This is a genomic window from Curtobacterium sp. MCLR17_055 (assembly GCF_003234305.1).
GTDB lineage: Bacteria > Actinomycetota > Actinomycetes > Actinomycetales > Microbacteriaceae > Curtobacterium > Curtobacterium flaccumfaciens.
In genome coordinates, this window is sequence record NZ_QKSX01000004.1 from 53,192 (window position 1) to 78,038 (window position 24,847).

At 70.7% G+C, this 24,847-nt stretch carries 28 protein-coding genes; 25 read left to right on the forward strand and 3 right to left on the reverse strand.

Going from position 1 to position 24,847, the window contains the following annotated elements:
• The first annotated feature begins 138 nt into the window (after window positions 1-138).
• The 4 genes from rpsP to trmD are packed head-to-tail and all read left to right on the forward strand — an operon-like array spanning window position 139 to window position 2,055.
• Window positions 139-552, forward strand: coding sequence for a 30S ribosomal protein S16 (gene rpsP, locus DEJ09_RS04870; protein WP_027465884.1), 414 nt, complete (start codon window positions 139-141; stop codon window positions 550-552).
• A gap of 3 nt (window positions 553-555) precedes the next feature.
• Entirely contained in the window at window positions 556-792 is a 237-nt protein-coding gene (locus DEJ09_RS04875) for an RNA-binding protein (RefSeq protein WP_111087795.1), read from the forward strand.
• A gap of 19 nt (window positions 793-811) precedes the next feature.
• Window positions 812-1,357, forward strand: coding sequence for a ribosome maturation factor RimM (gene rimM / locus DEJ09_RS04880; protein WP_171907871.1), 546 nt, complete (start codon window positions 812-814; stop codon window positions 1,355-1,357).
• A gap of 5 nt (window positions 1,358-1,362) precedes the next feature.
• Entirely contained in the window at window positions 1,363-2,055 is a 693-nt protein-coding gene (gene trmD, locus DEJ09_RS04885; RefSeq protein WP_110863975.1) for a tRNA (guanosine(37)-N1)-methyltransferase TrmD, read from the forward strand.
• Window positions 2,056-2,225: 170 nt separating this feature from the next.
• Here the strand turns inward: trmD and map are convergent, their stop codons facing one another.
• Window positions 2,226-3,008, reverse strand: a complete 783-nt coding sequence (gene map, locus DEJ09_RS04890; protein ID WP_110863976.1) for a type I methionyl aminopeptidase — start codon at window positions 3,006-3,008, stop codon at window positions 2,226-2,228.
• A 168-nt stretch (window positions 3,009-3,176) separates the two neighbouring features.
• Here map and rplS point away from each other — a divergent pair, with 168 nt between their 5' ends.
• The 9 genes from rplS (at window position 3,177) to DEJ09_RS04935 (ending at window position 10,194) form a co-directional block, all read left to right on the forward strand.
• Window positions 3,177-3,533, forward strand: coding sequence for a 50S ribosomal protein L19 (rplS, locus tag DEJ09_RS04895; protein WP_017888254.1), 357 nt, complete (start codon window positions 3,177-3,179; stop codon window positions 3,531-3,533).
• Window positions 3,534-3,655: 122 nt separating this feature from the next.
• Entirely contained in the window at window positions 3,656-4,399 is a 744-nt protein-coding gene (lepB, locus tag DEJ09_RS04900; RefSeq protein WP_027465880.1) for a signal peptidase I, read from the forward strand.
• Window positions 4,396-5,103: a ribonuclease HII gene (locus DEJ09_RS04905; protein WP_111023976.1), complete on the forward strand. Its 708-nt coding sequence runs from the start codon at window positions 4,396-4,398 to the stop codon at window positions 5,101-5,103. The genes lepB and DEJ09_RS04905 overlap by 4 nt, the downstream gene beginning before the upstream one ends.
• Window positions 5,104-5,148: 45 nt before the next feature.
• On the forward strand, window positions 5,149-5,472 hold the full coding sequence (locus DEJ09_RS04910) for a DUF2469 family protein (RefSeq protein WP_017888251.1): 324 nt from the start codon (window positions 5,149-5,151) through the stop codon (window positions 5,470-5,472).
• A 117-nt stretch (window positions 5,473-5,589) separates the two neighbouring features.
• Window positions 5,590-5,940 (forward strand): Lsr2 family protein, encoded by a 351-nt coding sequence (locus tag DEJ09_RS04915; protein ID WP_017888250.1) that lies wholly within the window; start codon window positions 5,590-5,592, stop codon window positions 5,938-5,940.
• Window positions 5,941-6,103: 163 nt separating this feature from the next.
• Window positions 6,104-6,481, forward strand: coding sequence for a YraN family protein (locus DEJ09_RS04920; RefSeq protein WP_258373788.1), 378 nt, complete (start codon window positions 6,104-6,106; stop codon window positions 6,479-6,481).
• Complete coding sequence (locus tag DEJ09_RS04925; protein ID WP_111087797.1) at window positions 6,478-8,001, forward strand: YifB family Mg chelatase-like AAA ATPase; 1,524 nt, start codon at window positions 6,478-6,480, stop codon at window positions 7,999-8,001. The genes DEJ09_RS04920 and DEJ09_RS04925 overlap by 4 nt, the downstream gene beginning before the upstream one ends.
• Window positions 8,001-9,236 (forward strand): DNA-processing protein DprA, encoded by a 1,236-nt coding sequence (gene dprA / locus DEJ09_RS04930; RefSeq protein ID WP_111087798.1) that lies wholly within the window; start codon window positions 8,001-8,003, stop codon window positions 9,234-9,236. Before DEJ09_RS04925 ends, dprA begins: the two co-directional genes overlap by 1 nt.
• 25 nt (window positions 9,237-9,261) lie before the next feature.
• Complete coding sequence (locus DEJ09_RS04935; protein ID WP_111087799.1) at window positions 9,262-10,194, forward strand: tyrosine recombinase XerC; 933 nt, start codon at window positions 9,262-9,264, stop codon at window positions 10,192-10,194.
• A gap of 66 nt (window positions 10,195-10,260) precedes the next feature.
• Here DEJ09_RS04935 and DEJ09_RS04940 read toward each other — a convergent pair whose 3' ends face one another.
• Window positions 10,261-10,836, reverse strand: a complete 576-nt coding sequence (locus DEJ09_RS04940) for a murein hydrolase activator EnvC (RefSeq protein WP_146245671.1) — start codon at window positions 10,834-10,836, stop codon at window positions 10,261-10,263.
• Window positions 10,837-11,169: 333 nt separating this feature from the next.
• On the opposite strand from DEJ09_RS04940, the gene DEJ09_RS04945 reads away from it, so the two are divergent.
• The 10 genes from DEJ09_RS04945 (at window position 11,170) to DEJ09_RS04990 (ending at window position 19,975) form a co-directional block, all read left to right on the forward strand.
• Window positions 11,170-12,612 (forward strand): sugar porter family MFS transporter, encoded by a 1,443-nt coding sequence (locus DEJ09_RS04945; RefSeq protein ID WP_258367097.1) that lies wholly within the window; start codon window positions 11,170-11,172, stop codon window positions 12,610-12,612.
• A gap of 321 nt (window positions 12,613-12,933) precedes the next feature.
• Window positions 12,934-13,851 carry a 30S ribosomal protein S2 gene (gene rpsB, locus DEJ09_RS04950; RefSeq protein ID WP_027465874.1) on the forward strand — a complete coding sequence of 306 codons (918 nt, stop codon included), beginning with the start codon at window positions 12,934-12,936 and terminating at the stop codon, window positions 13,849-13,851.
• A gap of 88 nt (window positions 13,852-13,939) precedes the next feature.
• Window positions 13,940-14,767: a translation elongation factor Ts gene (tsf, locus tag DEJ09_RS04955; RefSeq protein WP_027465873.1), complete on the forward strand. Its 828-nt coding sequence runs from the start codon at window positions 13,940-13,942 to the stop codon at window positions 14,765-14,767.
• A gap of 127 nt (window positions 14,768-14,894) precedes the next feature.
• Entirely contained in the window at window positions 14,895-15,614 is a 720-nt protein-coding gene (gene pyrH / locus DEJ09_RS04960; protein ID WP_071406376.1) for a UMP kinase, read from the forward strand.
• A gap of 47 nt (window positions 15,615-15,661) precedes the next feature.
• The gene (frr, locus tag DEJ09_RS04965) at window positions 15,662-16,216 is read left to right on the forward strand and encodes a ribosome recycling factor (RefSeq protein WP_027465871.1); all 555 of its coding nucleotides are present in this window, start codon (window positions 15,662-15,664) and stop codon (window positions 16,214-16,216) included.
• A complete protein-coding gene (locus DEJ09_RS04970; protein WP_258373789.1) occupies window positions 16,216-17,226 on the forward strand; it encodes a phosphatidate cytidylyltransferase in 1,011 nt (336 codons plus the stop codon). The genes frr and DEJ09_RS04970 overlap by 1 nt, the downstream gene beginning before the upstream one ends.
• Before the next feature lie 77 nt (window positions 17,227-17,303).
• The gene (locus DEJ09_RS04975; protein ID WP_071406375.1) at window positions 17,304-17,852 is read left to right on the forward strand and encodes a DivIVA domain-containing protein; all 549 of its coding nucleotides are present in this window, start codon (window positions 17,304-17,306) and stop codon (window positions 17,850-17,852) included.
• 147 nt (window positions 17,853-17,999) lie between these two features.
• Window positions 18,000-18,914 (forward strand): lytic transglycosylase domain-containing protein, encoded by a 915-nt coding sequence (locus DEJ09_RS18335; RefSeq protein WP_258373790.1) that lies wholly within the window; start codon window positions 18,000-18,002, stop codon window positions 18,912-18,914.
• A 12-nt stretch (window positions 18,915-18,926) separates the two neighbouring features.
• Entirely contained in the window at window positions 18,927-19,229 is a 303-nt protein-coding gene (locus DEJ09_RS04985; RefSeq protein WP_110863985.1) for a hypothetical protein, read from the forward strand.
• Entirely contained in the window at window positions 19,226-19,975 is a 750-nt protein-coding gene (locus tag DEJ09_RS04990) for an alpha/beta hydrolase (RefSeq protein ID WP_111087801.1), read from the forward strand. The genes DEJ09_RS04985 and DEJ09_RS04990 overlap by 4 nt, the downstream gene beginning before the upstream one ends.
• Before the next feature lie 87 nt (window positions 19,976-20,062).
• On the opposite strand, the gene DEJ09_RS04995 is transcribed toward DEJ09_RS04990, so the two are convergent.
• Entirely contained in the window at window positions 20,063-21,904 is a 1,842-nt protein-coding gene (locus tag DEJ09_RS04995; protein WP_111087802.1) for a hypothetical protein, read from the reverse strand.
• Window positions 21,905-22,089: 185 nt separating this feature from the next.
• Here DEJ09_RS04995 and DEJ09_RS05000 point away from each other — a divergent pair, with 185 nt between their 5' ends.
• Together DEJ09_RS05000 and DEJ09_RS05005 are read left to right on the forward strand one after the other, a co-directional pair.
• A complete protein-coding gene (locus DEJ09_RS05000; RefSeq protein WP_111054720.1) occupies window positions 22,090-23,832 on the forward strand; it encodes a hypothetical protein in 1,743 nt (580 codons plus the stop codon).
• Entirely contained in the window at window positions 23,829-24,839 is a 1,011-nt protein-coding gene (locus DEJ09_RS05005) for a tetratricopeptide repeat protein (protein ID WP_111087803.1), read from the forward strand. Before DEJ09_RS05000 ends, DEJ09_RS05005 begins: the two co-directional genes overlap by 4 nt.
• Window positions 24,840-24,847: the final 8 nt, after the last annotated feature.

Here is a 24,847-nt window from a genome sequence, read left to right on the forward strand (position 1 = left end):
ATCTGCAAGAATGAACGGTCGAATCGCCGCAGCTCGACCCTCTATCCAGCTGTGAGCGATCTCTCTCGAGCTTTCGCCGTGTGTGCCCCCACGCCCGCGGTTCCAGTTCAACCACAACGAAAGCAAACAGGAGCAATTGTGGCTGTCAAGATCCGTCTGAAGCGTCTCGGTAAGATCCGTGCGCCCTACTACCGCATCGTCGTCGCCGACTCGCGCACCAAGCGCGATGGTCGTGTCCTCGAGGAGATCGGTCAGTACCACCCGACCGAGGAGCCCTCGGTCATCAAGATCGAGTCCGAGCGTGCGCTCTACTGGCTCGGCGTCGGCGCGCAGCCGACCGAGCAGGTCGCGGCCCTCCTCAAGCTGACCGGCGACTGGGCCAAGTTCAAGGGCGAGAAGGACACCGAGTCCAAGGTCAAGGTCGCCGAGCCGAAGCCGGCCTTCCAGGTCGACTCCTCGAAGAAGGCCGTGCTCAAGCCGAAGTCGGAGAAGACGGCTCCCGCCGCGAAGGCCGACGACGCCGAGACCGCCGACGAGACGACCGAGGCGTAGTCCTTGCTCGAATCCGCGCTGACGCACCTCGTCAAGGGGATCGTCGATCACCCTGACGACGTGCGCGTCGCCAGCTCCACCTCCCCACGCGGCGAGGTCCTCGAGGTGCGTGTGCACCCCGAGGACCTCGGCCGCGTGATCGGTCGCGCCGGGCGCACCGCCAAGGCGCTCCGCACGCTCGTCACGGCCCTGGCCGACGGCAATCGCGTGCGGGTCGACGTGGTGGACACCGATTCCTAGGGAGACGACCCAGCTCCGGGTGGGTCGAATCACGAAGGCGCACGGGCTCAAGGGCGGCATCAAGCTCGAGCTCTACACCGACGACCCGGATCGTCGGTTCACCCCGGGCGCCACCTTCACGCTCCAGGTCCCCGACGACTCACCGTGGTCGGGCAAGACCCTCGAGCTGGACGAACTCCGCTGGTACAACGGTCACCCCGTCGCGTTCTTCGCCGGGATCGACGACCGCACCGCGGCCGAGTCCCTGGCGCGCATCATCCTCTGGGTCGAGCAGGACGCCGACGCCGAGACCGGTGAGGACGACGCCTGGTACGACCACCAGCTCGTCGGGCTCAAGGTCCTGCGTGACGGCGTCGAGGTCGGCACGGTCGCCCGCGTGGACCACATGCCCGCACAGGACCTGCTCGCGATCGACACACCGTCCCGCGGCGAGGTCCTCGTGCCGTTCGTCTCGGCCATCGTGCCCGCGGTCGACATCGCGGCCGGCACCGTCACGGTCACGCCCCCGCAGGGCCTGTTCGAGGACCCCGAGGACACCTCGCGCCCCGAGACGGTCACGGACTAGTCCCCGTGCGGATCGACATCGTCACGATCTTCCCGGAGTTCTTCTCCGTGCTCGACGTGTCCCTGCTGGGCAAGGCCCGCTCCGGCGGTCTCCTCGACCTGCACGTGCACGACCTGCGATCGTGGACCACCGACCGGCACCGCACCGTCGACGACACCCCGTACGGCGGTGGCGCCGGCATGGTGATGAAGCCGGAGCCGTGGGCACAGGCGCTCGAAGCGCTCTTCCGGCCCGACGGCTCGTCGACCCTGGTGGTCCCGACGCCGGCCGGCACGCCCTTCACGCAGTCGATCGCGCGGTCGCTCGCGTCGACGTCGGAGCACCTCGTGTTCGCCTGCGGGCGGTACGAGGGCATCGACGCCCGCGTCTTCGAGTGGGCGTCGTCGCGCGCCACCGTCGTCGAGCTCTCGCTCGGCGACTACGTGCTGAACGGCGGCGAGGTCGCTGCGATGGCGATGATCGAGGCCGTCGGACGACTCGTCCCCGGCGTCGTCGGCAACCCCGAGTCGCTGGTCGAGGAGTCCCACGAGGACGGCCTGCTCGAGTACCCCTCGTACACCAAGCCCGCGTCGTGGCGCGGCCTCGACGTCCCTGACGTCCTGCTCAGCGGTCACCACGCCCGCGTCGGTGCCTGGCGGCACGAGCAGCAGCTGGAGCGGACGCGGCGCGTCCGTCCGGACCTGCTGCCCGACGCGTAGCGTCACCCGTCTCGCGAAAGCGACAGATCTCCGCGGAACATCCGCGGAGATCTGTCGCTTTCGCTGTTGTGACGGTCCGCGGGCCGCGAGATCTGTCGCTTCCGTGGGGTGGGGACGACGCGTGACGGACTGGAGGTGCGGTGCCAGCTGGTGCCGCGCCTCCAGGCTCGCTACTGGTCGCGCTGGGCGCGACGCAGGGTCAGGACCTCGGGGCCGGCCTCGGTGACCGCGACCGTGTGCTCGACGTGCGCGGCACGCGATCCGTCGACGCTGCGCAGCGTCCAGCCGTCGTCGTCCTGGTAGAGCTCGTCGGTGGTCTGCATGAGCCACGGCTCGATCGCGACGACCAGACCCGGCCGGAGCTTCAGGCCGCGACCCGGACGGCCGTCGTTCGGCACGTGCGGGTCCCCGTGCATCGTGCGACCGACGCCGTGCCCGCCGAACTGCAGGTTCACGTCGTGACCGGCCTGGTGCGCCACGTGACCGATGGCGTGCGAGACGTCGCCGAGCTTGTTGCCGGGAGCCGCCTGGGCGATGCCGGCGGCCAGTGCTCGTTCGACCGTGGCGATCAGTGCCTGGTCCTCGTCGCGCGGTGTGCCGACCTGGACGCTGACGGCGGAGTCCGCGACCCAGCCGTCCACGCTCGCGGCGAAGTCCAGGCTCACCAGGTCGCCGTCCTGCAGGGTGCGGTCGTGCGGCAGGCCGTGCAGGGCGGCGTCGTTCACCGAGGTGCAGAGGTTCTTGCCGAACGGCGACATGCCGAACGACGGGTGGTAGTCGACGTAGCAGCTCTCCGCGCCGCGTTCGGCGATCATCCGGGCCGCGACGCGGTCGAGGTCGAGCAGGTTGACGCCGACGTCGACGGTCTCGAGCAGCTCGTCGAGGACGTCGGCCACGAACCGACCGGCGACGCGCAGGCCGTCCAGCTCGGCGGGGGTGCGGAGTTCGATCATGGGTCCATCCTCGTCGTTTTGTCTCCCGCGCTCTCTGTGGCAGTATTGAACGCTGTGCCCTGGCTGGACTCTGCCACGGGGGAGTCGCCGACACCGGGCACGCACCACCACTTTCCGAACCTTCGATCCGCGGCGACCCGTGCGCGTCCGCAGAGAGTGAAACCCACCATGAGCCAGCTCCTCGACAACGTCGACGCAGCATCGCTGCGTACCGACGTCCCGGACTTCCGTCCCGGCGACACCATCAAGGTGCACGTCAACATCATCGAAGGCACGCGCTCGCGTATCCAGGTCTTCCAGGGAGTCGTCATCGGCCGTCAGGGCCACGGCATCGGCGAGACCTTCAAGGTCCGCAAGGTGAGCTTCCAGGTCGGCGTCGAGCGCTGGTTCCCGGTGCACTCGCCGATCATCGACCACATCGAGATCGTCACCAAGGGTGACGTCCGTCGTGCGAAGCTCTACTACCTGCGCGAGCTCCGCGGCAAGGCGGCCCGCCGCAAGATCAAGGAGAAGCGCGACGCCTGATCGCCTTCACAGTGAACGTCCGCGAGCCGGACGCCGCTGCGAGCCCCTCGTCCATGTACGGTTGTGCATCGACGGGGGGCTTTCCCATTTGCGGGGAGTCAGTGGTTCGAACGAGAGCGGAAATGACGGACACGACAGAGGATTCCGGGCGCAGGCCACGTGCCGAGAAGCAACGGAACGGTGTCCTCACATTCCTCCGCGACCTCGTCATCATCTTCATCGCGGCACTGCTCGTGTCGTTCCTGGTGAAGACGTTCCTGATCCGGTCGTTCTACATCCCGTCGGCGTCGATGGAGAACACGCTCCAGATCAACGACCGCGTCATCGTCAACGAGCTCGTCCCCGGCGCCGTGGCGCTGAAGCGGGGAGACGTCGTCGTCTTCAAGGACCCGGGCGGTTGGCTCACCGGGTCCGAGGTGCCGAGCGTCACGCCGGACACCCAGCCCGCGAAGGCCATCGACTGGGCGCTGACCCAGGTCGGTCTCGGCACCGGTGACAGCGACGACCACCTGATCAAGCGCGTGATCGGTCTGCCGGGTGACAAGGTGTCCTGCTGCAACGACCTCGGGCAGATGTCGGTGAACGGTGTGCCGATCAAGGAGCCGTACCTGAAGCTCCCCGCCGGCGCCCCGGCTTCGGCGACCGACTTCTCGGTCACCGTGCCGAAGGGCACCATCTGGGTGATGGGCGACAACCGGAACGACTCGAAGGACTCCCGGTACAACGGCGACACCCCGTCGAAGGGCTTCGTCCCGATGTCCGACGTCACGGGCCGCGCGTTCGTCATCTCGTGGCCGGCGAGCCGCTGGACGTGGCTCGACGACCACCCCGAGGTGTTCGCCGGCGTGGAGGAGCGCGACGAGTGACCGCCGTCCGTCCGTCGCTCCGGGTCGAGAAACGTCTGCTCGCCGAGGGCCGCGTGACGGTCATCGGCATGGACGAGGTCGGCCGTGGCGCCATCGCCGGTCCGGTCGGCGTCGGTGTGGCCGCGGTGACGCTCGACATCGGTCGTGTGCCCCAGGGGCTCGCGGACTCGAAGCTGCTGTCGGAGGCGCGCCGCACCGACCTCGTGCCCGTCGTGCAGCGCTGGGCGCGCACGGCGGTCGGCATGGCGTCGGCGGACTTCGTCGACCAGCAGGGCATCGTGCCCGCTCTCGGTGCAGCCGGTGCGCAGGCGCTCGGCTCCCTGGTCGCCGACGGGGTGTCCCTCGACGGCGCGGTGGTCGTGCTCGACGGCTCGTTCGACTGGTTGAGCCGCGCCCTGCCCGCGTCGCTCCGTCCGGCCGCCGATCCGCTCGAGGTCGTCGTCCGGGTCAAGGCCGATCGCGACTGCGCCTCGGTGGCCGCGGCGTCGGTGGTGGCGAAGGTCGCTCGTGACGCGCTCATGATCTCCGCGCACGACGAGGCTCCGCACTACGGATGGGTGTCGAACAAGGGCTACGGCTCGACGGCGCACTACGACGCGATCCGGGCGATCGGGGCGCACGCGCTGCACCGGAAGTCCTGGTTGCACCAGGCCTCGAGCGTCGCGCTGGACGGGTTCGACGAACTCGACGCCCTCGCCGGTTGAGCCCGTCGTCCGCACGGGCCTCCGTCGCCGTAGACTGTGGGCGCAATGGATGAGGACGAATTCGACGACTACGACCGCGAGGTCGAGCTGGCCCTGTACCGCGAGTACCGCGACGTGGTGTCGCAGTTCCGTTACGTGGTCGAGACGGAGCGCCGTTTCTACCTGGCGAACGAGGTCGAACTCGTGCGCCGTGACACGGAGCACGACTTCTACTTCGAACTGACGATGAACGACGTCTGGGTCTGGGACGTCTACCGTTCCGATCGGTTCGTCAAGGGTGTCCGGGTACTCACGTTCAAGGACGTGAATGTCGAGGAACTCACGACGCGCGAACTTGAACTGCCGAAGGAACTCGCACTCGACGAGTGATCGTCAATTTCCTTTCTCCTGCTTCTTTCTCGGTGAATCGCCGCTGATCCGGACCGCCGGGGAATTGTGCGCGCTATTCTGATGGGGAAATAACCGCCCCACGAACAGGAGCACCCCATGGCACAGAAGGTCACCGTCCAGCTCGTCGACGACCTCGACGATTCCCCCATCACCACCGGTGAAGGCCGGACGGTCGAATTCGCGTTCGACGGCTCGTCGTACGAGATCGACCTGTCGAACGACAACGTCGACAAGTTCCGCGAGGCGATCTCCGACTACATCGCCGCAGCGCGCAAGGTCTCCGGTCGTCGCACCGGCGGCGGTTCCGCGCCGAAGTCCGCCCCGAAGCGCGGCAACTCCGAAGAACTCGGCAAGATCCGCGAGTGGGCCAAGGAGAACGGGTACGAGGTCTCCTCCCGCGGGCGCATCTCGACGCAGGTGCAGGAAGCCTACGCAGCAGCGCACTGACGCTCGTCGCAGCAGGACCCGGGTGATCTCGATCGCCCGGGTCCTTCTTCTTTCCTCCACAGGGGCAATTCGTCCGCACTGATTCCACAGACTCTCCGAGTCCGCCGATCGGTGTGTGCGTTCCGGAGATCGTTGTCGTGGAGGCAACGACATGGAACAAGACGTGCAACGAGCACCGGGGCGGTCGCTCCGGAACGGCCGACTCGGACGATTCGGTGAAGAGCGAGCGGTGGCCTGGCTCGAAGCCCGGGGATTCCGCGTGCTCGAGCGGAACTGGCGATGTGCGCGCGGTGAGATCGACATCGTCGCGTGGGATTCCTGCACGCTCGCCTTCATCGAGGTGAAGACCCGTTCCGGGGCCACCACCGGCCACCCGTTCGAGGCGATCACGGCGGCGAAGCTCACCCGGATGCGACGACTCGTGCCCGAGTGGTTCGACGCGCATCCCGAGGTCTCGGCGCGCGCGGTCCGGGTGGACGTCGTCGCGGTCCACGTCGACGGTCCCCGCACCGTCGTCGAGCACCTGGCTGGTGTCCTGTGACGGGCATCGGGCGCGCTGCCGCGGTCGCGCTGCTCGGGATCACCGGTCGGCGGATCGAGGTCGAAGCGCACCTGACCAGTCAGCTCCCGGCGTTCAGCATCATCGGTCTGCCCGATACCTCGCTGGGTGAGGCACGGGAACGTGTGCGATCCGCGGCGGCGAACGCGGGGTGCCCGCTGCCCGCCCGCCGGATCACCGTGAACCTGACCCCGGCGGCGATCCCGAAACGCGGTTCGGGGTTCGACCTCGCCATCGCGATGGCCGTGCTCGCCGGTGCCGGTCTCGCGCCGGACGTCTCGGAGCGCATCGTCTACATCGGCGAGCTCGGCCTCGACGGGCGGGTGCGTCCGGTCCCCGGCGTGATCCCGATGTTGATCGCCGCGCGCGACGCCGGTGTGGACCGCGTCGTGCTGCCCGTCGGCAACCTGACCGAGGCCCGTGTGGTCGGCGGGGTCCGGATCCGGGGCGTGGACTCGTTGCGGGCGGCGGCGATCGACGCCGGGGCGCTCCTGCCGACGGTCGAGGTCGACCCGGTGCTGCCGGTCCCGGTCACGGCCGTGCCGCGTCCCGTGGCCGAGCTGTCGGACGTCGTGGGGAACCCGGTCGGCGTCCGAGCACTCATCGCCGCGGCGGCCGGGGGACACCACGCACTGCTGCTCGGGCCACCGGGCGCGGGCAAGACCATGCTCGCCGAGAGGCTGCCCGGGTTGCTGCCCGACCTCGACGACGAGACCGCGCTCGAGGTCGCCGCGGTCCGGTCCGTCGCCGGGCTGGGCCCCGCGTCGTGGAGCACGAAGCCACCGTGGGAAGCCCCGCACCACTCCGCGTCGGCGGTCTCGCTCATCGGCGGCGGATCCGGGGTCCTGCGCCCCGGAGCCGTGTCGCGCGCCACCGGGGGCATCCTGTTCCTCGACGAGGCACCGGAGTTCCCGCGGGCCGTGCTCGACGCGCTCCGGCAACCGCTCGAGTCCGGGCGGATCACGATCCATCGTGCGGCGGGAGCGGCCGAGTTCCCCGCACGCTGCCAGGTCGTCCTGGCGGCGAACCCCTGTCCGTGCGGCAACGCCGGTGGTGCGCACGGGCAGCCGTGCGAGTGCTCGCCGAGCACCGTCCGCCGGTACCTCGGCCGCATGTCCGGGCCGCTGCTCGACCGGATGGACATCCGGGTGCTGGTGCCCCGGGTGACGACGGGTCGGATGCGGGAGGCGGACGGCAGCACCCCGACGACGGCGGTCGCGCGTGCGGCGGTCGCGGCAGCACGAGCCCGCATGGCGGAGCGACTGCACGGCACAGGATGGACGCGCAATGCCGAGGTCACCGGGACGTGGCTCCGAGCCGAGGGGCGAATCGAACCCGGGTCGACGGCAGACCTCGACCGCGCACTCGACCTCGGGACCCTGACCATGCGCGGCTGGGACCGCGTGATGCGACTGGCGTGGACGCTCGCCGACCTCGACGCGGTGGAGCGGCCCACGGGTGCGCACGTCCGCGGCGCCCTCGCGTTGCGGAGCGCGCTGTGATGCCGGCGGGCACGGAGCTCCTCGACACCGTGGCGCGCCTGCTGGGACGGAGCGGTGCCGCGGTGGATCCGGTGCAGGCCGCGGCACGGGTCGCCTGGTCGGCCATCGTCGAACCGGGGGACTCCGTCGCCGGCGAGCTCCTCACCGGCCTCGGACCCGAGCGTGCGCTCGGTGCGGTGCTGCTCGCCGCGGACGGAGACTTCGATTCGCTGCTGGGATGCTGCGTCGACGCCGAGGTGCCGGGTGCGGAGGACCCAGCGGTGCTGCTCGGCGTGCTGCAGACCGCGGTGGAACGCTGGCGGCCCCGATTGGCCGCTGTCGAGGTGGGCGACGTGCTCGCGGCGGCCGGTGCGGTCGGAGCCGGACTGCTGGTCCCCGAGAGCGACGGGTGGCCGCCCGCGATGGATGACCTCGGGCCGCACGCCCCGGTGGTCCTCTGGACGCGCAGCACGGGTGCACGTCTCGGTGACGGGATACCGGCGCTCGGGGTCGTGGGGTCCCGCGCGAACACGGTGGCCGGTGCCGAGGCCGCGGCGGAGATCACCTCGACGGCGGCGGACGCGGGATTCCTCATCGTGAGCGGGGGTGCCTACGGCATCGACGCGGTGGCGCACCGTGTCGCCGTCGCCGCCGGGACGCCCACGGTCGCCGTCCTGGCGGGTGGCATCGACCAGCTCTACCCGGTGGGGAATGCGCAGCTGCTCCACAACGTGGCGCGGCAGGGGGCGCTGCTCGCTGAGTCGGCACCGGGGACGCGACCGACGCGGTGGCGTTTCCTCGCCCGGAACCGGCTGATCGCCGCGCTGGCCGACGTCACGGTCGTGGTCGAAGCGGGCGCCCGGTCCGGGGCGCTCAACACCGCCCACCACGCAGCGCAGCTCGGCCGGCCGGTGTTCGCGGTCCCGGGAGCGTTCGCGTCCTCGGCATCGGTCGGGTGCCACCGGCTCATCGCACAGGGACGGGCGCAGATCGTCGTGCACCCCGGCGATCCGGTCGCGGCGGCGAGACCGGCGACCGGGACGAGCGGGGGAGCGGTGCCGGACGAACCGCTCCTGTCCGGTCGGCAGGATCCCGAGGTGCTCCGGGTGCTCGACGCGCTCGGCCGTCGCGCTCTGCCCGAGGCCGAGATCGCCCGTCGGGCGGGCATGTCGACGGCCGACGTCGCCGACGCGCTCGCCCTGGCGCAGCTGCAGGGACTCGTCGTCGCGAGCGGCGGCGGGTGGGGCCGGGCATGACGGTCGACAGCCGTACGCTGACGTCGTGGTTGCGCGGACGGACGGTCGACTGGTGGTGGCGGTGGACGCCTTCCTCGGGCACGCCCGGCACGCGCGGGGCCTCAGCGAGCAGACCCTGCGCGCGTACGCCAACGACCTCGAGCAGCTCGTGGCGTTCGCGGACACCCGAGGGGTCGACCGCGTCGCCGACGTCGAGCTCGAGCTCCTGCGCGACTGGCTGTGGGATGCCGACCACCGGGGGCTCGCCCGGTCGACCATCGCTCGGCGGTCCTCGTCCGTGCGGGCGTTCACGCGGTGGGCGAGCGAGACCGGGGTGACGACGACCGATGCCGGGGTCCGGCTCCGGGCCCCGAAGGGTGGGGCACACCTGCCTCGCGTCGTGTCGGCCGACCAGGTGCGCGCCCTGCTCGACGGACTCGGTGCCCGAGCGGCGACGGACGACCCGGCGGCGCTGCGGGACCTGGCCCTCGTCGAGCTCCTGTACGCGGCGGCCATCCGGGTCAGCGAACTCGTCGGGATCGACGTGACCGACGTCGATCGCGGACGCTTGACCGTGCGGGTGCTCGGCAAGGGCGGGAAGGAACGCGTGGTGCCGTTCGGGGTGCCGGCGCGGGACGCACTCGAGGCGTGGCTCGAGCGCGGACGGCCCGCCCTCGTCGCACGGTCGGAGGGACCGGCAGGCACGGCGCTGTTCCTCGGCGACCGTGGTGCCCGACTCGGCGTCCGCAGTGCCTACCGCGTGGTGGCGCGGTTGCTCGGTGACCTGCCGGGCGAGGGGCCGAGCGGGCCGCACACCTTCCGGCACACCGCGGCGACGCACCTGCTCGACGGGGGAGCGGACCTGCGCGCGGTGCAGGAACTCCTCGGTCACGCCAGCCTCGGCACGACGCAGATCTACACGCACGTGTCGTCGGCGCGGCTGCGCGAGGTCTACCGAACGGCACACCCGCGCGCCTGACGGTGGGCCGACGTGCGTCCCGGTCGGTTGCAGGTCAGCTTGCGATCGGCTTCCGGTCGGCTCGACTCACCCGGGCCAGGCCGACTCGGGCAGGAGCACCGGCCACTCGGCTGGTGGCAGGTACGCCATCGGGTCGACGTAGCGACCGTCGACGCGAGCACCGAGGTGCAGGCACGGCGCCGACGCCGGACAGTGCCCGACCGAGACACGGCCGACCGGCGTGCCCTGTACGACCTCGTCCCCGGCGGCGACCAGGGGCGTCACCGAGTCGAGCGTGCTGACCAGTCCGTCGCCGTGGTCGATCGTCACGACGGTGCGGCCTCCGACCGCGCCGGCGAACGCCACGGTGCCGTCGTCCACCGCCGAGGCAGTGCTGCCGAGGGCTGCCGGAACGTCGAGGCCCCGGTGGCCGGCGGTGTAGTCCGAGGACGGTGCTTCCCAGGCGCGCTCGACCACCCGCGATCCGGTGGGCCAGACCCAGCGAGCCTCGACCCGGCCCGAATCGGTCGCAGTGCCCACCGACGCCCCGGCGCCCACCGACACCCCGGCTCCCGTCGACGGCGCGGCACCGAACACCGCCGTCCCGCCCAGCACCGCCGCGCACACCACGGACAGCAGGACGGGACGCGCACTCGATCGCATGTCCCCAGCCTGGGCAGTGGAGCCCGGCCCCGGTGCGGACGGGGGCGATCCGTGGAGGGGAAGCCGCGCCTCCAGGCCTGGGGAGGAACGTGCCGAGGACGGAAACGACAGAACCGACGTCGTGCGACGGCGACAGTGTCGTTCCGCGTCGGCACCCAAGCGAGCCCGCCCGAGCCCGCGCCGTCCCGATCACGCCCCCGGTTATGACCAGATCCCGAGCGAGGAGTACAGTCGGGGCCGCTCCGGAACACGCAACGCCGCTCGGACGGCGAACCAGCCGACCGCCGGGGCACCGTGCTACACACCGGCACGGCGGCAGAACCCAGGAGCATCGTGTCCACCACGACCACCGGGCACGGCGAAGACCGTGCGTTCAAGGGGAAGGTCACCCTGTTCGCCATCGCGGCGGCGGTCGGCGGCTTCCTGTTCGGCTTCGACTCGTCCGTCATCAACGGCGCCGTCGACGCGATCAAGGGTGAGTTCAACCTCTCCGACGCGGCCAGCGGCTTCGCGGTCGCATCGGCCCTGATCGGTTGCGCGTTCGGCGCCTACTTCGCCGGCCGCCTCGCCGACCGCTACGGCCGCACCCGGATCATGTTCTGGGCCGCCGTGCTGTTCTTCGTCTCGTCGATTGGTTCGGCGTTCGCGTTCGCGACGTGGGACCTCGTGATCTGGCGTCTCGTCGGCGGTCTCGGCATCGGTACCGCTTCGGTCATCGCGCCGGCGTACATCTCCGAGGTCTCCCCGAAGGCGATCCGCGGGCGGCTGGCCTCGTTCCAGCAGCTGGCGATCACGCTCGGTATCTTCGCCGCGCTCCTGTCCGACCAGCTCTTCGCCGTCACCGCGGGCAGCGCCTCGGCCGAGGTCTGGGGCCTTGCGGCCTGGCGCTGGATGTTCCTGGTCGGGGTGATCCCCTCGGTCGTCTACGGCGTCCTGGCGATCACGCTGCCGGAGTCCCCGCGCTACCTGCTCACCAAGGGCCGTGCGGATGATGCGCGCGTGGTGATGGGCAAGATCGTCCCGCGCGACACCGTGAACACGAGCCTGGAGGAGATCCAGGACGGCATCAAGAAGGAAGCCAACGAGAAGAAGGGCTCCATCCGGGGCAACCGCTTCGGGCTCCAGCCGATCGTCTGGGTGGGCATCATCCTGGCCGTGCTGCAGCAGTTCGTCGGCATCAACGTGATCTTCTACTACTCGACGACGCTCTGGCAGGCCGTCGGCTTCAAGGAGGAGGACTCGTTCCTCATCTCCACGATCACCTCGGTGGTCAACGTCGCCGTCACCTTCGTGGCGATCTTCCTGGTCGACAAGGTCGGCCGCAAGCCGCTGCTCGTCGCCGGTTCCGCGGGCATGTTCGTCTCGCTCACCATGGTCGCCATCGCGTTCTCGCAGGCGACGATCGTCGACGGCAGCCCGAGCCTCCCCGGCTCGTGGGGCGTCATCGCGCTGATCTTCGCGAACCTCTTCGTGGTGTCCTTCGGCGCAACGTGGGGTCCGCTCATGTGGGTCCTGCTCGGCGAGATGTTCCCGAACCGCATCCGCGCCACGGCGCTGGGCATCGGCTCGGCCGCCAACTGGATCGCGAACTTCATCGTGACGATCTCGTTCCCCGTGCTCTCGGGCTTCAACCTGACGGTCACCTACGGCATCTACGCGCTGTTCGCGCTGCTGTCGCTGTTCTTCGTCATCGCCAAGATCCCGGAGACCAAGGGCCGCTCGCTCGAGGAGATGGGCATCTCCGCCGACGGCGACACGGTGGACGCCAAGGCCTGATCAGGACGGCTGGATCCGCCGGGATCCGCCGGATCGACCGGACTGGAGGCCCGGATCACGTCAGCCGCGAGGCGCGCGTGATCCGGGCCTCCCTTCTGTTAGCATCTATCCAGCAGCGTGCTGATGCGCGCTGACTTCGCGTGTCCACCAAGCCCTCACGGGCTCGGTACCCGACCACCGGTCCCGCTCTCACGAGCGGGCGGTCGCGTGCCAGGACACCAGGGACCACGACCGACGGTCGTGATCGACACAACCGCAACAGGTCCGCAGCGACGTGCGAGAGCACGGCTGCGCGCCGAGAACACAGAAGGAGGACGGCACATGGCCGTCGTCACCATCCGCCAGCTGCTCGACAGCGGCGTCCACTTCGGACACCAGACCCGTCGGTGGAACCCGAAGGTGAAGCGCTTCATCCTCGCCGAGCGCTCGGGCATCCACATCATCGACCTGCAGCAGTCGCTGGCCTTCATCGACCGCGCGTACGACTTCGTCAAGGAGACGGTCGCGCACGGTGGCACGATCCTCTTCGTGGGCACCAAGAAGCAGGCGCAGGGCTCCATCGCCGAGCAGGCGACCCGCGTCGGCCAGCCGTACGTCAACCAGCGTTGGCTCGGCGGTCTGCTCACGAACTTCCAGACGGTCTCCAAGCGCCTCGCGCGCATGAAGGAGCTCGAGGAGATCGACTTCGACGACACGACGAAGGGCTTCACCAAGAAGGAGCTCCTCATCAAGAAGCGCGAGCTGGACAAGCTCCACAAGACCCTCGGTGGTATCCGCAACCTCACGCGGACCCCGAGCGCGCTCTGGATCGTCGACACCAAGAAGGAGCACCTCGCCGTCGACGAGGCGCAGAAGCTCGGTATCCCGATCATCGGCATCCTCGACACCAACTGCGACCCCGACGAGATCACGTACCCGATCCCGGGCAACGACGACGCGATCCGCTCCGTCGGTCTGCTGACCCGCATCGTCGCCGACGCCGCGGCCGAGGGCCTGAAGACCCGCCACAACGGTGGCGACGAGGACGAGGCCAGCGAGCCCCTCGCCGAGTGGGAGCAGGAGCTCCTCGGTGGCGAGACCGCCGCCACGACCGAGGCGCCCGCCGCCCCGGTCGAGGAGAACGACGCTGACGCGCAGGTCGCCGCGAAGGAGATCGGCGAGCCGATCGCCGACGAGGCGAAGAACGCGGAGCCGACGGCCGAGGCCGAGGCAGCCGCGGAGACCACCCCCGCCGAGTGAGTCGCCGGGGCGCCGGACCCCACCGGGTCCGGCGCCCCGACTGCACTCCACTCTCCACACACGTACAGTCCAGAAAGGACTCCAGTCAATGGCAAACTTCACCGCTGCTGACGTGAAGAAGCTCCGCGAGGACCTCGGCGCCGGCATGATGGACGCGAAGAACGCGCTCGTCGAGGCCGACGGCGACTACGACAAGGCCGTCGAGCTGCTCCGCATCAAGGGTGCCAAGGCCGTCGCCAAGCGCGACGACCGTGCCACCTCCGAGGGTGTCGTCGTCGCGACGTCCGAGAACGGCGCCGCCACGGTCGTCGAGCTCGCGAGCGAGACCGACTTCGTCGCGAAGAACGAGAAGTTCACGACCCTCGCCGACAAGGTGCTGGGCGCGGTCGCCGCTGCCGGTGCCGCCGACGTCGCTGCCGCCAACGCCGCACCGCTGGACGGCAAGACCGTCCTCGAGGTCGTCAACGAGTCGGCTGCCGCGCTGGGCGAGAAGCTCGAGGTCCGCACGGTCCGCCGTGTCGAGGGCTCGGCCTTCGAGATCTACCTGCACAAGACCAGCCAGGACCTGCCGCCGCAGATCGCCGTCGTCATCGCGTACGAGGGTGACAACGCCGCCGAGGCACGTTCGATCGCCCAGCACGTCGCGTTCGCGAACCCGACGTACCTGACCCGCGACGAGGTCCCGGCCGAGGCCATCGAGAAGGAGCGTGCGACCGTCGAGGCGATCACGCGCGAAGAGGGCAAGCCCGAGGCTGCGCTCCCGAAGATCGTCGAGGGCCGGGTGAACGCCTACATCAAGCAGGTGTCGCTCCTCGACCAGGACTACGCGAAGGACAACAAGATCTCCGTCGCGAAGGCCGCCGAGAACGCCGGCATCACGATCCAGGGCTTCGCCCGCGTCAAGGTCGGCGCGTAACGAACCCGTGACGGGGTCAGGAACCAACCAGGTTCCTGGCCCCGTTTTTCGCGCGCGCCGGCACGACACGCGCGCGACACATCCGCGAGTACATTTCCACGAGACCACGACGAAGGGTGCGGACCAGATGACCGACGAGAAGACCGGACGACGCCGCGTTCTGCTGAAGCTGTCGGGAGAGGCGTTCGGCGCCGGCTCCCTCGGGGTGAACCCCGACGTGATCGGCACCATCGCCAAGGAGATCGCCGTCGCCGCGCGCGAGGTCGAGATCGCGATCGTCGTCGGCGGGGGCAACTTCTTCCGCGGAGCCGAGCTCTCGCAGCGCGGCATGGACCGCGGGCGAGCCGACTACATGGGCATGCTCGGCACGGTGATGAACGCACTCGCGCTGCAGGACTTCCTCGAGCAGGCGGGCGCTGCGACCCGCGTGCAGTCCGCGATCGCGATGACCCAGGTCGCGGAGCCGTACATCCCGCGGCGCGCCGAGCGGCACCTCGAGAAGGGCCGGGTCGTCATCTTCGGCGCCGGTGCCGGACTGCCGTACTTCTCCACCGACACGGTGGCGGCGCAGCGTGCGCTCGAGATCAAGGCGGACGAGGTCCTCGTCGCCAAGAACGGCGTCGACGGCGTGTACACCGCCGACCCGAAGAAGGACGCGACCGCCGAGAAGCTGCACCACGTGACCTACCAGGACGCGCTGCTCAAGGGCCTCAAGGTCGTCGACGCCACCGCGTTCTCGCTCTGCATGGACAACGGCATGCCGATGCACGTCTTCGGCATGGAGGGCGACGGCAACGTCCAGGCCGCGATCCGTGGCGAGCGCATCGGCACCGTCGTCAGCAACTGACCCCCGGCGCTGACTAGACTCGACGCCAGTACCGAAGGAGTAACACCGTGATCAGTGATGTCCTGACCGAAGCCACCGAGAAGATGGCGAAGGCTGTCGAGGTCGCCAAGGACGACTTCTCGACCGTCCGCACCGGCCGCATCAACGCGGCGCTCTTCCAGAAGATCCCGGTCGAGTACTACGGCACGCCGACGCCGCTCGCGCAGCTCGCGTCGCTGCAGACGCCCGAGGCCCGCACGCTCATCGTGACGCCGTACGACAAGACGGCGCTCAAGGAGATCGAGCGCGCGATCGCGACCTTCCCGAACCTCGGTGCCAGCCCGACGAACGACGGCGACATCGTGCGCGTGACGATCCCGGAGCTCACCAAGGATCGCCGCAAGGAGTTCGTCAAGCTCGTGCGGACGAAGGGCGAAGACCACAAGGTCGTCGTCCGGAACATCCGCCGCAAGGCCAAGGACGACCTCGACGCACTCAAGGGTGAGATCTCCGACGACGAGATCTCGCGCGGCGACAAGGACCTCGAGGCCCTGACGAAGAAGCACGTCGACCAGATCGACGAGTCGCTGAAGAAGAAGGAAGCCGAACTCCTCGAGGTCTGATGCGTCGCTCCGACCAGGGCGATGACCGCCCCACAGCAGAGCACGGGCCCGCGTCGAGCGGGCCCGTGAAGAAGGGGCTCCGTCAGGACTTCGATGCGCGCGCACGAGCGGCGCGCACCGACTTCGAGGCGCAGCTCCGCCAGCGCAAGGCCGACTTCGGCGCGCGCAACGAAGCGCTGACCGCGCGGACCGGGCGCAACCTGCCGGCGGCGATCGGCATCGCGCTCGCGTTCGCGGTCGTGATGCTCGGCACGCTGCTCCTCTGGCCGCCGTCCTTCATGGTCGTCGCGGCGTTCCTGCTGGGCGTCGGCGTCTACGAACTCACGAGCGCGATGCGGTTCGCCGGCCGCGACGTCCCGCGGATCCCGAGCGTCGCCGTCGCGATCGCGATCGTGCCGGCGGCGTTCCTGCTCGGCCAGGTCGCGGCGCTGTTCACCCTGCTCGGCGGCATCGTCCTGATCAGCGTCTGGCGACTCGTCGAGGTCGCCGTCGCGCGGCAGAAGCCCCCGGCCGGCAACGTCGCCCGAGACCTCACGAACGGGTTGTTCGTGCAGGCCTACATCTCGTTGCTCGGCGCGTGCGTCGTGCTGCTCTCCGCCCAGCCGGACGGCAACCTCTGGGTGATCGGGTTCATCCTCGTCGTCGTCGCGGTCGACACCGGTGCGTACGCCACCGGGCTGAACCTCGGCAAGCACCCGATGGCACCCCGCATCAGCCCCAAGAAGACGTGGGAGGGCTTCGCCGGGTCCGTGGCAGCGAGCATCGTCGTCGGCATCCTGGTGGCCGTGTTCATGCTCGGGCTGCCCTGGTGGACCGGTGTCCTGCTCGGTGTGCTCATCTCCGGTTCGGCCACGCTCGGCGACCTGACCGAGTCGATGATCAAGCGCGACCTCGGCATCAAGGACATCTCGTCGTTCCTGCCCGGACACGGCGGCCTGCTCGACCGCATCGACAGCATCCTGCCGTCCGCCGCCGTCGCCTACGTGCTGTACCTGATCGTCAACCACTGACTGCTGTCGGGCCGGGCTGAACGCCGCACTCAGCGCGTCCAGGTTGTGCCACGGTCGGGGACTGGCAGAATGACGCCGTGGCCACCACCTTCCCGACCGCAGCCCGTTCCGCCCTCGGTTACGACGTCGACGAAGTCGAGCGTTTCCTCGAGGACGCCCGGCGCGCGTACTCCGCCGACGACAGCGCCCCCGGCATCGAGGCCGCGAAGATCCGCGCCACGGCGTTCTCGATGCGCAAGGGCGGCTACTCCACGTCGCACGTCGACGCCGCACTCGAGCGACTCGAGGACGCCTTCGCGGCCCGCGAGCGTGAGCGGGAGATGAGCGAGGTCGGCAAGAAGGCCTGGTACGCCGAGGCACGGACGAAGGCCTCCGACGTCGTGGCGCGGCTCGAGCGGCCCGACGGGCAGCGGTTCAGCCGGGTCAGCGTGCTCGGCACCGGCTACCACCCGAAGGACGTCGACGCGTTCGCCGCCCGACTCGCCGGGTACTTCCGCGAGGGCAAGCCGCTCAGCCTCACCGAGGTCCGCTCGATCGTCTTCCGCCCGAAGCACGGCGGGTACCGCGAGGCGCAGGTCGACGCGCTGCTCGACGCCGTCGTCGAAGTGATGCTCGCTGTCCGGTGACGACGCGCTGTCCTCAGGTGCTTCGCTTTCCGTGATCGTTCCGTTACCCTGGTCCTACTCATGGGCAGGCACACGGCAGACTCAAGCTCCGACCGCGATACCCGCGAGCACCTCAGCCTCCAGGCTTCCGGTGAGCGCCGCGCGGCAATGCAGCGAACCCGCACGACGGAGACGTCGGCGTTCGGGGTGACCCCGCAGGCAGCGCCCGCGACGACGGGTCCGGTCGCCACGCCGAAGTCGGTGGCGGCGAACCGCGTCTCCGACGAGCGTGTGGCGTCCTTCGCCCACGATGCCCTGGTCGAGGCCGACCAGCGTCCCGCGAAGCAGCGCACCGCGACGGTGCAGCGCCGTGCGACGCCGAAGCTCGTGAAGCCCACTGCGTCGTCGGTGAACGCCGTCGCCCGCAAGCGCGCGATCGCCCCGATGATGTCCTTCGTCGGCGTGTTCCTGTTCGTCGGTGGCTCGCTGTTCAACCCGCTGCAGGCCGACGTGGCACAGGCCGCCGTCGACACTCCGGTGCTCGTGAAGACGCCGCCGGCGCCGCAGCAGTACACCGCGCACGGCACCTACGCCGTGGCCGCCGCCGACCGTGACGGCTACGACGTCACCGTCCCGGCCCCGAAGGTCGTCAAGCCCGTCGTCGAAGAGGACGAAGCCGACGCCGACGCCGAGACCACCGACGACAGCGCGGACGCCGCGGCCACCGAGACCCAGCCGGTCTCGGCCGCCAACACGCTCGCCGCGACCGCTGCGACGCCCGACCCGGGCAGTGCACAGGCGATCGCCCTGCAGCAGGTCACGGCTCGCGGCTGGGGCACCGACCAGTACAACTGCCTGGTCTCGCTGTGGAACAAGGAGTCCGGCTGGCGGGTGAACGCCTACAACCCCAGCGGTGCGTACGGCATCCCGCAGGCCCTCCCCGGCAGCAAGATGGCCACGGCCGGCGCCGACTGGCAGACCAACCCGGCGACGCAGATCACCTGGGGTCTCAACTACATCGCCGGCGTCTACGGCACCCCCTGCGGTGCCTGGGGACACAGCCAGGCCAACAACTGGTACTGATCGGCTGCTCGGGTGCCGCGCAGCAACCGACCGCGGCGTCCCCGTGGTCGCGACGTCGAGCCTGACGAGGAGACCACCCTCGACCGGCTGATGAGCTCGTGGAAGCGCACCGAGGTCCGCCACGGTCGCGAGTACCAGGTGCAGCCGATCTCGGCCGCGTCGGCGCAGAAGGAGTACATCTGCCCAGGGTGCGGCGGAAGCGTCCTGCCCGGCACCGCCCACGTGGTGGTCTGGCGTGCGGACGGCGTGCTCGGGGACGCCGCCGACCTGGCGTCGCGCCGGCACTGGCACAACCACTGCTGGAGCATCGCATGACCGAGCACGACGTGCCGCACGACACCGAGATCCGGTCCGCCACCGTGCTGCCGGCCCGTCGTATCGAGATCGAGCTCGTCACGGACGACCACCTGACGCTCGTCGGTGAGCTCGCCGAGCCAACCGACGCCCCGGCCCGCGGGACCATCGTGACGCTCCACCCCCTGCCGACCGCGCACGGGTTCATGGACTCGCACGTCCTCAAGAAGGCCGCGGCACGGTTGCCCGCCCTCGCCGACATCGCGGTGCTGCGGTTCAACTTCCGGTCCGTCACGTCCCCGCGCGGCACGTCCGAGGGCGTCTTCGGCGAGGGCGTGTCCGAGGGCTTCGACCTGCGCGCCGCCGTCGCCGAGGTCGTCGACCGCGGCCTGCCGACCCCGTGGCTGGTGGGGTGGTCCTTCGGCACCGAGGTGATCCTCAAGCACGCGCTCGAACACGTCGAGGCCGGCACGGTCGCCGGTGTCGTCCTGCTGTCCCCGCCGCTGCACCGCACCTCGGACGAGGAGCTCGCCCGCTGGGCTGCCGTCGGGGTCCCGGTCGTGGCGCTCGTCCCGGAGCACGACGACTTCCTGCAGCCCGAGGCCGCGGCGGCACGGTTCGCGCTCGCCCCGAACGTCCGGGTCGTGCCCGTCGACGGTGCGAAGCACCTGTGGGTGGGGGAGCGGTACGTGCGGATCGTCCTCGACGCGATCGCCGACCTCGTCGTGCCGGGCAGCGCCCCGCTGCCGACCCACTGGCCCGTCTGAGCACGTCCGCACGACGCCCTGCGGCCTGCCACCTGCACCGGGTGGGACGGCCTGGAGGCGCGGGTCGCGCCTCCAGGCCGTGGACCGTCAGCGGTCGGTCGCGTCCACGTCGTCGGCAGCGTCCGCAGTGGACGCCGCGGCGGGTGCCGTGCCGAGCAGGCCCGTGGCGTTCGTGAGGACCCCGCGGAGGTTCTCGAGGTAGCCCGCGACGGCTTCGCGTTCGGTGCGGATCGCCGCCAGGCGGTCCTCGGCCTCGGCGATGACGCCGGCGGTGCGCTCCTCGGCGTCGGCGACCATCCGGTGCACGCGGTCCTGCGCGTCGGCGACGATGGTGCGGGCGTGCTCCTGGGCCTCGGCCGTGCTGGTGCGCTCGAGGTCGTCGGCCTCCTGCTGCAGGCGTTCGGCGCGTTCGCGGGCCTCGGTCGCGCGGCGCGTGGCCTCGGCGAGCTGCAGGTTGGCCTCGTCCAGGTACTTCTGCGTCTCGGTCACCGTCTCGTGGTGCTTCCGCAGGTAGTCCTGCTCGGCGTCGTCGCGGCGGGACGCGAGTTCCGACTCGAGCGTCGTGCGGGCCTCGTCGCGCTCCCGGGCGATCTCGGCACGGACCTCGTCGCGCTCCTTGACCAGGGCGGCGCGTGCGGTGTCGATCTCCTGCCGCAGGGCGGTGCGCTCGGCCTCGAGCACCCCGAGCTCGGCGGTGCGGCGGTCGGCGATCTCGGTGTCGACCTCGGCGTGCTCGCGCTCGCGTCGAGCGGCGATGGCGTTCTCGTGCTCCCGGACGGCACGCTCGGCTGCCGCGTCGGCCTCGGCGCGCTCCTGCGTGATCCGGGCGTCGTGCTCCTCGAGCTCACGGGCGATCCGGTCGGCGGTCTCCTGCACCAGGCGCGCGTTCTCGACGCGGGTCTGCTCCTCGTCGACGCGGAGCTGCGCCTGGGCCGCCTCGATCTCCTGCTCCAGTGCGGTGCGGGCTGCGGCGAGTTCGCGGTCCCACTCGGCGCGGGCGGCGGCGAGTTCCTCGTCGAGCTCGCGGCGGCGGTCGGCGACCTCGGTGTCGAGCTCGGCGCGGCGGCGGGTGACCTCGGACTCGAGTTCGGCGCGACCGGTCTCGAGTGCCAGCGCGTGTGCCTGCTGCTCCTCGTCACGCTCGCGGTGCCAGGCGGCGCGGCCCTCGGTGACCTCGCGCTCGAGGGCCTCGCGTCGGGTCGTCTCCTCGCGGTCGAGGTCCTCGGTGCGGCGGGCGTGGTCGGCCTCGAAGACCGAACGGCGGTGCTCGGTCTCGCGGTCGAGCTCGGCGGCGGCGGTGCGGGCGTCGGCGGACTCGCGCTGTGCGATCTCGCGCAGCTCGGCGACCTCGTGCTCGACCTGGGCGCGCAGCGCGTTCGTCTCGCGGATGGCGACGGAACGGACCTCGGCGGCCTCGGTCACGGCGGCCCCGCGGATCGCGGCGGCTTCGTTGCGGGCGTCCTGCGTGAGCAGACCGGCCTCGGCGCGGGCACGTTCGACGGTGTCGGCGGCCTCGGCGCGGGCGCGGGTCAGTTCGTTGGTGGCGCGGGTGCGGGCGTCCTCGAGGGTGTCGCGCGCTTCCTCCTGGGCCTCGCGGACGGTGCGCTCGGCTTCGGAACGGCTCGAGGCCCGGAGGCGCTGGGCGTCGATGTCCGCCTGGCTGATGAGGCGGGTCGACTGCTCCTCGGCCACACGCAGGGTGGACTCGAGGCGGGTGCCCAGACCGCTGTACGTGGGGGTGCCGGCTTCGTCGAGCTCGCCCTGCAGTTCGGAGACCCGGGCCTGCAGGAGACGGATCTCCTTCGCGGCGTCGGCGCGGTCGTTGTTCGACTTGATGAGCTCGCGGCGCAGGTCGTTCAGCGAACGCTCCACCTCGTCGCGGCGGTACCCCCGCAGCTCGGTCCCGAACTCGGCCTCGTCGTTCGCCACGTGTCGCTCCTGGGTGCTCGGCGGAGGGCCCGGATCGGCCCGCGGTCGATTGTAGTGGCGGCCGGAGCGGGTCGTCTGAGTCCGGCGACAGCGCGGATTGATGCGCTGTCCAGCGTTGCTCGCTATCCTGAGTCGCTGATTCGCGCGCCGACATCCCCACCCCCGGCGCGGTAGGGAGAGAGTTCGTGCGATTCGTCCTGGCGATCGTCAGTTTCGTCATCGGTCTGCTGCTCGTGGCGCTGGCGGTGGGACAGCGGACCGTGTTCGCGCCGCCGTCCTCGCTCGTGGCCGAGAGCTCGACGACCAGTTCCGCCCCGGTGACCGTGATCCCGGGGACGACGCTCAACGCCAACCCCGGCTACCAGCGCATCAACGTGTCCGGCTCCGGCAAGGTCTTCGCGGCCTACGGCAAGACCGCCGACGTCGACGCCTGGATCGGTGACGCCGAGCACACCACGCTCCGCTTCGACGCCGAGAAGGGCTCGCTGGTCGGGTCGACCTCGGGCAGCGAGACCAGCGTCCCCTCGCCGAAGGGCAGTGACCTCTGGTACCAGGAGTACGACGGCGCCGGGCAGTTCACCGTCCGCCTGCCGCAGGACGTCTCGGTCCTCGTCGTGAGCGACGGCAAGGCCGCAGCGCCGAGCGACGTGTCCGTCACCTGGCCGCAGGACACCGCGACGCCGGCGGTCGGTCCGCTGCTCGTGGCCGGCGGCGTGTTCGTCCTCGGAGGCCTCGTGCTGCTCGTCCTCGCCTTCCTGCACCAGCGCCGTGGGCGCGGTCCCCGCCGTCGCAGTGGTGGCAGCCGCCCGCCGCGGGTGCGCGCGTCCCGTCGAGCAGCCGCCGCCGGAGCGCAGGTACCGCGCCGCGGTCGTCGCGGCACGCGCGCCCTCATCGGCGTCCCGGTGCTGCTCGTCGGTGCCCTGACCCTCGCCGGCTGTTCCTCGGACTACTGGCCGCAGGGCGGCGACCCGTCGCTCGCCACGCCGACCCCGACGGCCACCGCCACGGGGGCTGCTGAGACGACCGAGCCGACGGCTGCGACCAAGCAGCAGATCACCCGCATCGTGCAGCGCACCGCCGCCGTCGCGAAGCAGGCCGACGGGGCGCGCGACCGTGACCTGGTCCGGACCCGGTTCTCCGGAGCGGCGCTCGACCTCCGTCTGGCGAACTACTCGATCCGCGGCAAGGACTCGGACGTCAAGGCACCGCCGGCGATCTCGGCCGCGCAGGTGTGCGTCGCGCTGCCGCAGCAGACCGACACCTGGCCCCGAACGGTCTTCACGATCGTCGCCGAGGACTGTGACGCCAAGTCTGCGCCGCAGGCCCTGACCCTGGTGCAGGACACCGCCCGCGATCCCTACAAGGTGGCGTACGACGTCTCGCTCGAGGCCGACGCGAAGATCCCGAGCCTCGCCCCGACGACGATCGGTGCCGCCCTGCTCGCGCCGGAGTCGAAGCTCCTGACGATCCAGCCCGACCAGGTCGCGACCGCTTACGGCGACATCCTGTCGAAGGACACCGCCAGCGAGTACGCCGACCTGTTCGCGACCGAGGGCGATGCGCTCCGCACCACCATCGGCAAGGCGTACAAGGACAAGAAGGCCAAGGCCCTGCCGGACACGGCGAAGATCGAGTACTCGTCCGAGGTGCCCGCCGACTCCGCCGTCGCGATCGCGACCGACGATGCCGGCGCCCTGGTCTCCGCCGACCTGGACGAGATCGAGAAGGTGACCCCGACCGCGTCGGGCGCCGAGGTGAACACCGAGGGTGCCGTCAAGGCGCTGTCCGGCGTGGACACGAGCAAGAAGGGCATCAGCGCGACCTACAGCGTCCAGCTGCTCTTCTACGTGCCGCCGGTCGCCTCGGATGGCAAAGTGGTCCTGCTCGGGTTCACACAGGGCCTGACCGCAGCGAGTGAGGTGCAATGAGCAACATCCCCCCGACCCCGTCCGGGCTCCGCGGAGCCGTGGACCTGTCGTCCCTCGTCGACCGCGCACAGCGGCCGCCCCAGCCGTCCGGTGCTCCCGCCCCGGCGGGTTCCGCCGGCGGAGCCGTTCCCGGCACCGAGGCCGGCGCCGGGAACGGTGCCGACCTGACCGTCCCGTCGCTCGTGATCGACGTCACCGACGCGACGTTCCAGGACGTCCTGGAGCTGTCGAACGTCGTCCCGGTCATCGTCGACATCTGGGCCGAGTGGTGCGGGCCGTGCAAGCAGCTCTCGCCGATCCTCGAGCAGCTCACCGCGGAGTACGACGGCCGCGTGGTGCTCGCCAAGGTGGACGCCGACACGAACCCCCAGCTCGTGCAGGCGTTCCAGGCGCAGTCGATCCCGACCGTCGCAGCCGTCATCGGTGGACGCCCGCTCGGGCTCTTCGTCGGGGCACTGCCCGAGGCGCAGGTCCGCGACGTCTACGAGCAGGTGCTCCAGGCCGCCGAGCAGAACGGCGTGGCCGGTCGCGTGACCGTCGACGGCGCTGCGACCGAGGTCGACGCTGAGCAGGGCGAACCGGAGCCGGAGCCGCTCCCGCCGCACCACCAAGCCGCGTACGACGCGATCGAGCAGGGCGACTACGCCACCGCGATCGAGGAGTACAAGACCGCGATCCTGCAGGACCCGCACGACCAGATGGCCGTGGCCGGGCTCGCACAGGTTTCGCTGCTCGACCGGCTGAACGGCCGGACGGCCGACGAGATCCGTGCGGCCGCTGCCGCCGGCCCGCAGGACGTCCAGGCGCAGCTCGCGGTCGCCGACCTCGACATCTCCGGTGGGCACGTCGACGACGCCTTCGGACGTCTCCTGGACCTGGTGCCGACGGTGTTCGGCGAGGACCGTGAGGCCCTGCGCGTCCGGCTCGTCGAGTACTTCGAGCTCATCGGCAGCGAGGACCCGCGCGTCGTCGCGGCGCGTCGCCGCCTGGCGAACGCCCTGTACTAGACCTGCGG

Excerpts from the sequence above, each read along its gene's own strand:
- map (WP_110863976.1), bottom strand. The coding sequence starts at position 3,008 with ATGATCGAACTCCGCACCCCCGCCGAGCTGGACGGCCTGCGCGTCGCC.
- rplS (WP_017888254.1), top strand. The coding sequence starts at position 3,177 with ATGAGCCAGCTCCTCGACAACGTCGACGCAGCATCGCTGCGTACCGAC.
- lepB (WP_027465880.1), top strand. The coding sequence starts at position 3,656 with ATGACGGACACGACAGAGGATTCCGGGCGCAGGCCACGTGCCGAGAAG.
- DEJ09_RS04910 (WP_017888251.1), top strand. The coding sequence starts at position 5,149 with ATGGATGAGGACGAATTCGACGACTACGACCGCGAGGTCGAGCTGGCC.
- DEJ09_RS04915 (WP_017888250.1), top strand. The coding sequence starts at position 5,590 with ATGGCACAGAAGGTCACCGTCCAGCTCGTCGACGACCTCGACGATTCC.
- dprA (WP_111087798.1), top strand. The coding sequence starts at position 8,001 with ATGCCGGCGGGCACGGAGCTCCTCGACACCGTGGCGCGCCTGCTGGGA.
- DEJ09_RS04940 (WP_146245671.1), bottom strand. The coding sequence starts at position 10,836 with ATGCGATCGAGTGCGCGTCCCGTCCTGCTGTCCGTGGTGTGCGCGGCG.
- rpsB (WP_027465874.1), top strand. The coding sequence starts at position 12,934 with ATGGCCGTCGTCACCATCCGCCAGCTGCTCGACAGCGGCGTCCACTTC.
- tsf (WP_027465873.1), top strand. The coding sequence starts at position 13,940 with ATGGCAAACTTCACCGCTGCTGACGTGAAGAAGCTCCGCGAGGACCTC.
- pyrH (WP_071406376.1), top strand. The coding sequence starts at position 14,895 with ATGACCGACGAGAAGACCGGACGACGCCGCGTTCTGCTGAAGCTGTCG.
- DEJ09_RS04970 (WP_258373789.1), top strand. The coding sequence starts at position 16,216 with ATGCGTCGCTCCGACCAGGGCGATGACCGCCCCACAGCAGAGCACGGG.
- DEJ09_RS18335 (WP_258373790.1), top strand. The coding sequence starts at position 18,000 with ATGCAGCGAACCCGCACGACGGAGACGTCGGCGTTCGGGGTGACCCCG.
- DEJ09_RS04990 (WP_111087801.1), top strand. The coding sequence starts at position 19,226 with ATGACCGAGCACGACGTGCCGCACGACACCGAGATCCGGTCCGCCACC.
- DEJ09_RS05005 (WP_111087803.1), top strand. The coding sequence starts at position 23,829 with ATGAGCAACATCCCCCCGACCCCGTCCGGGCTCCGCGGAGCCGTGGAC.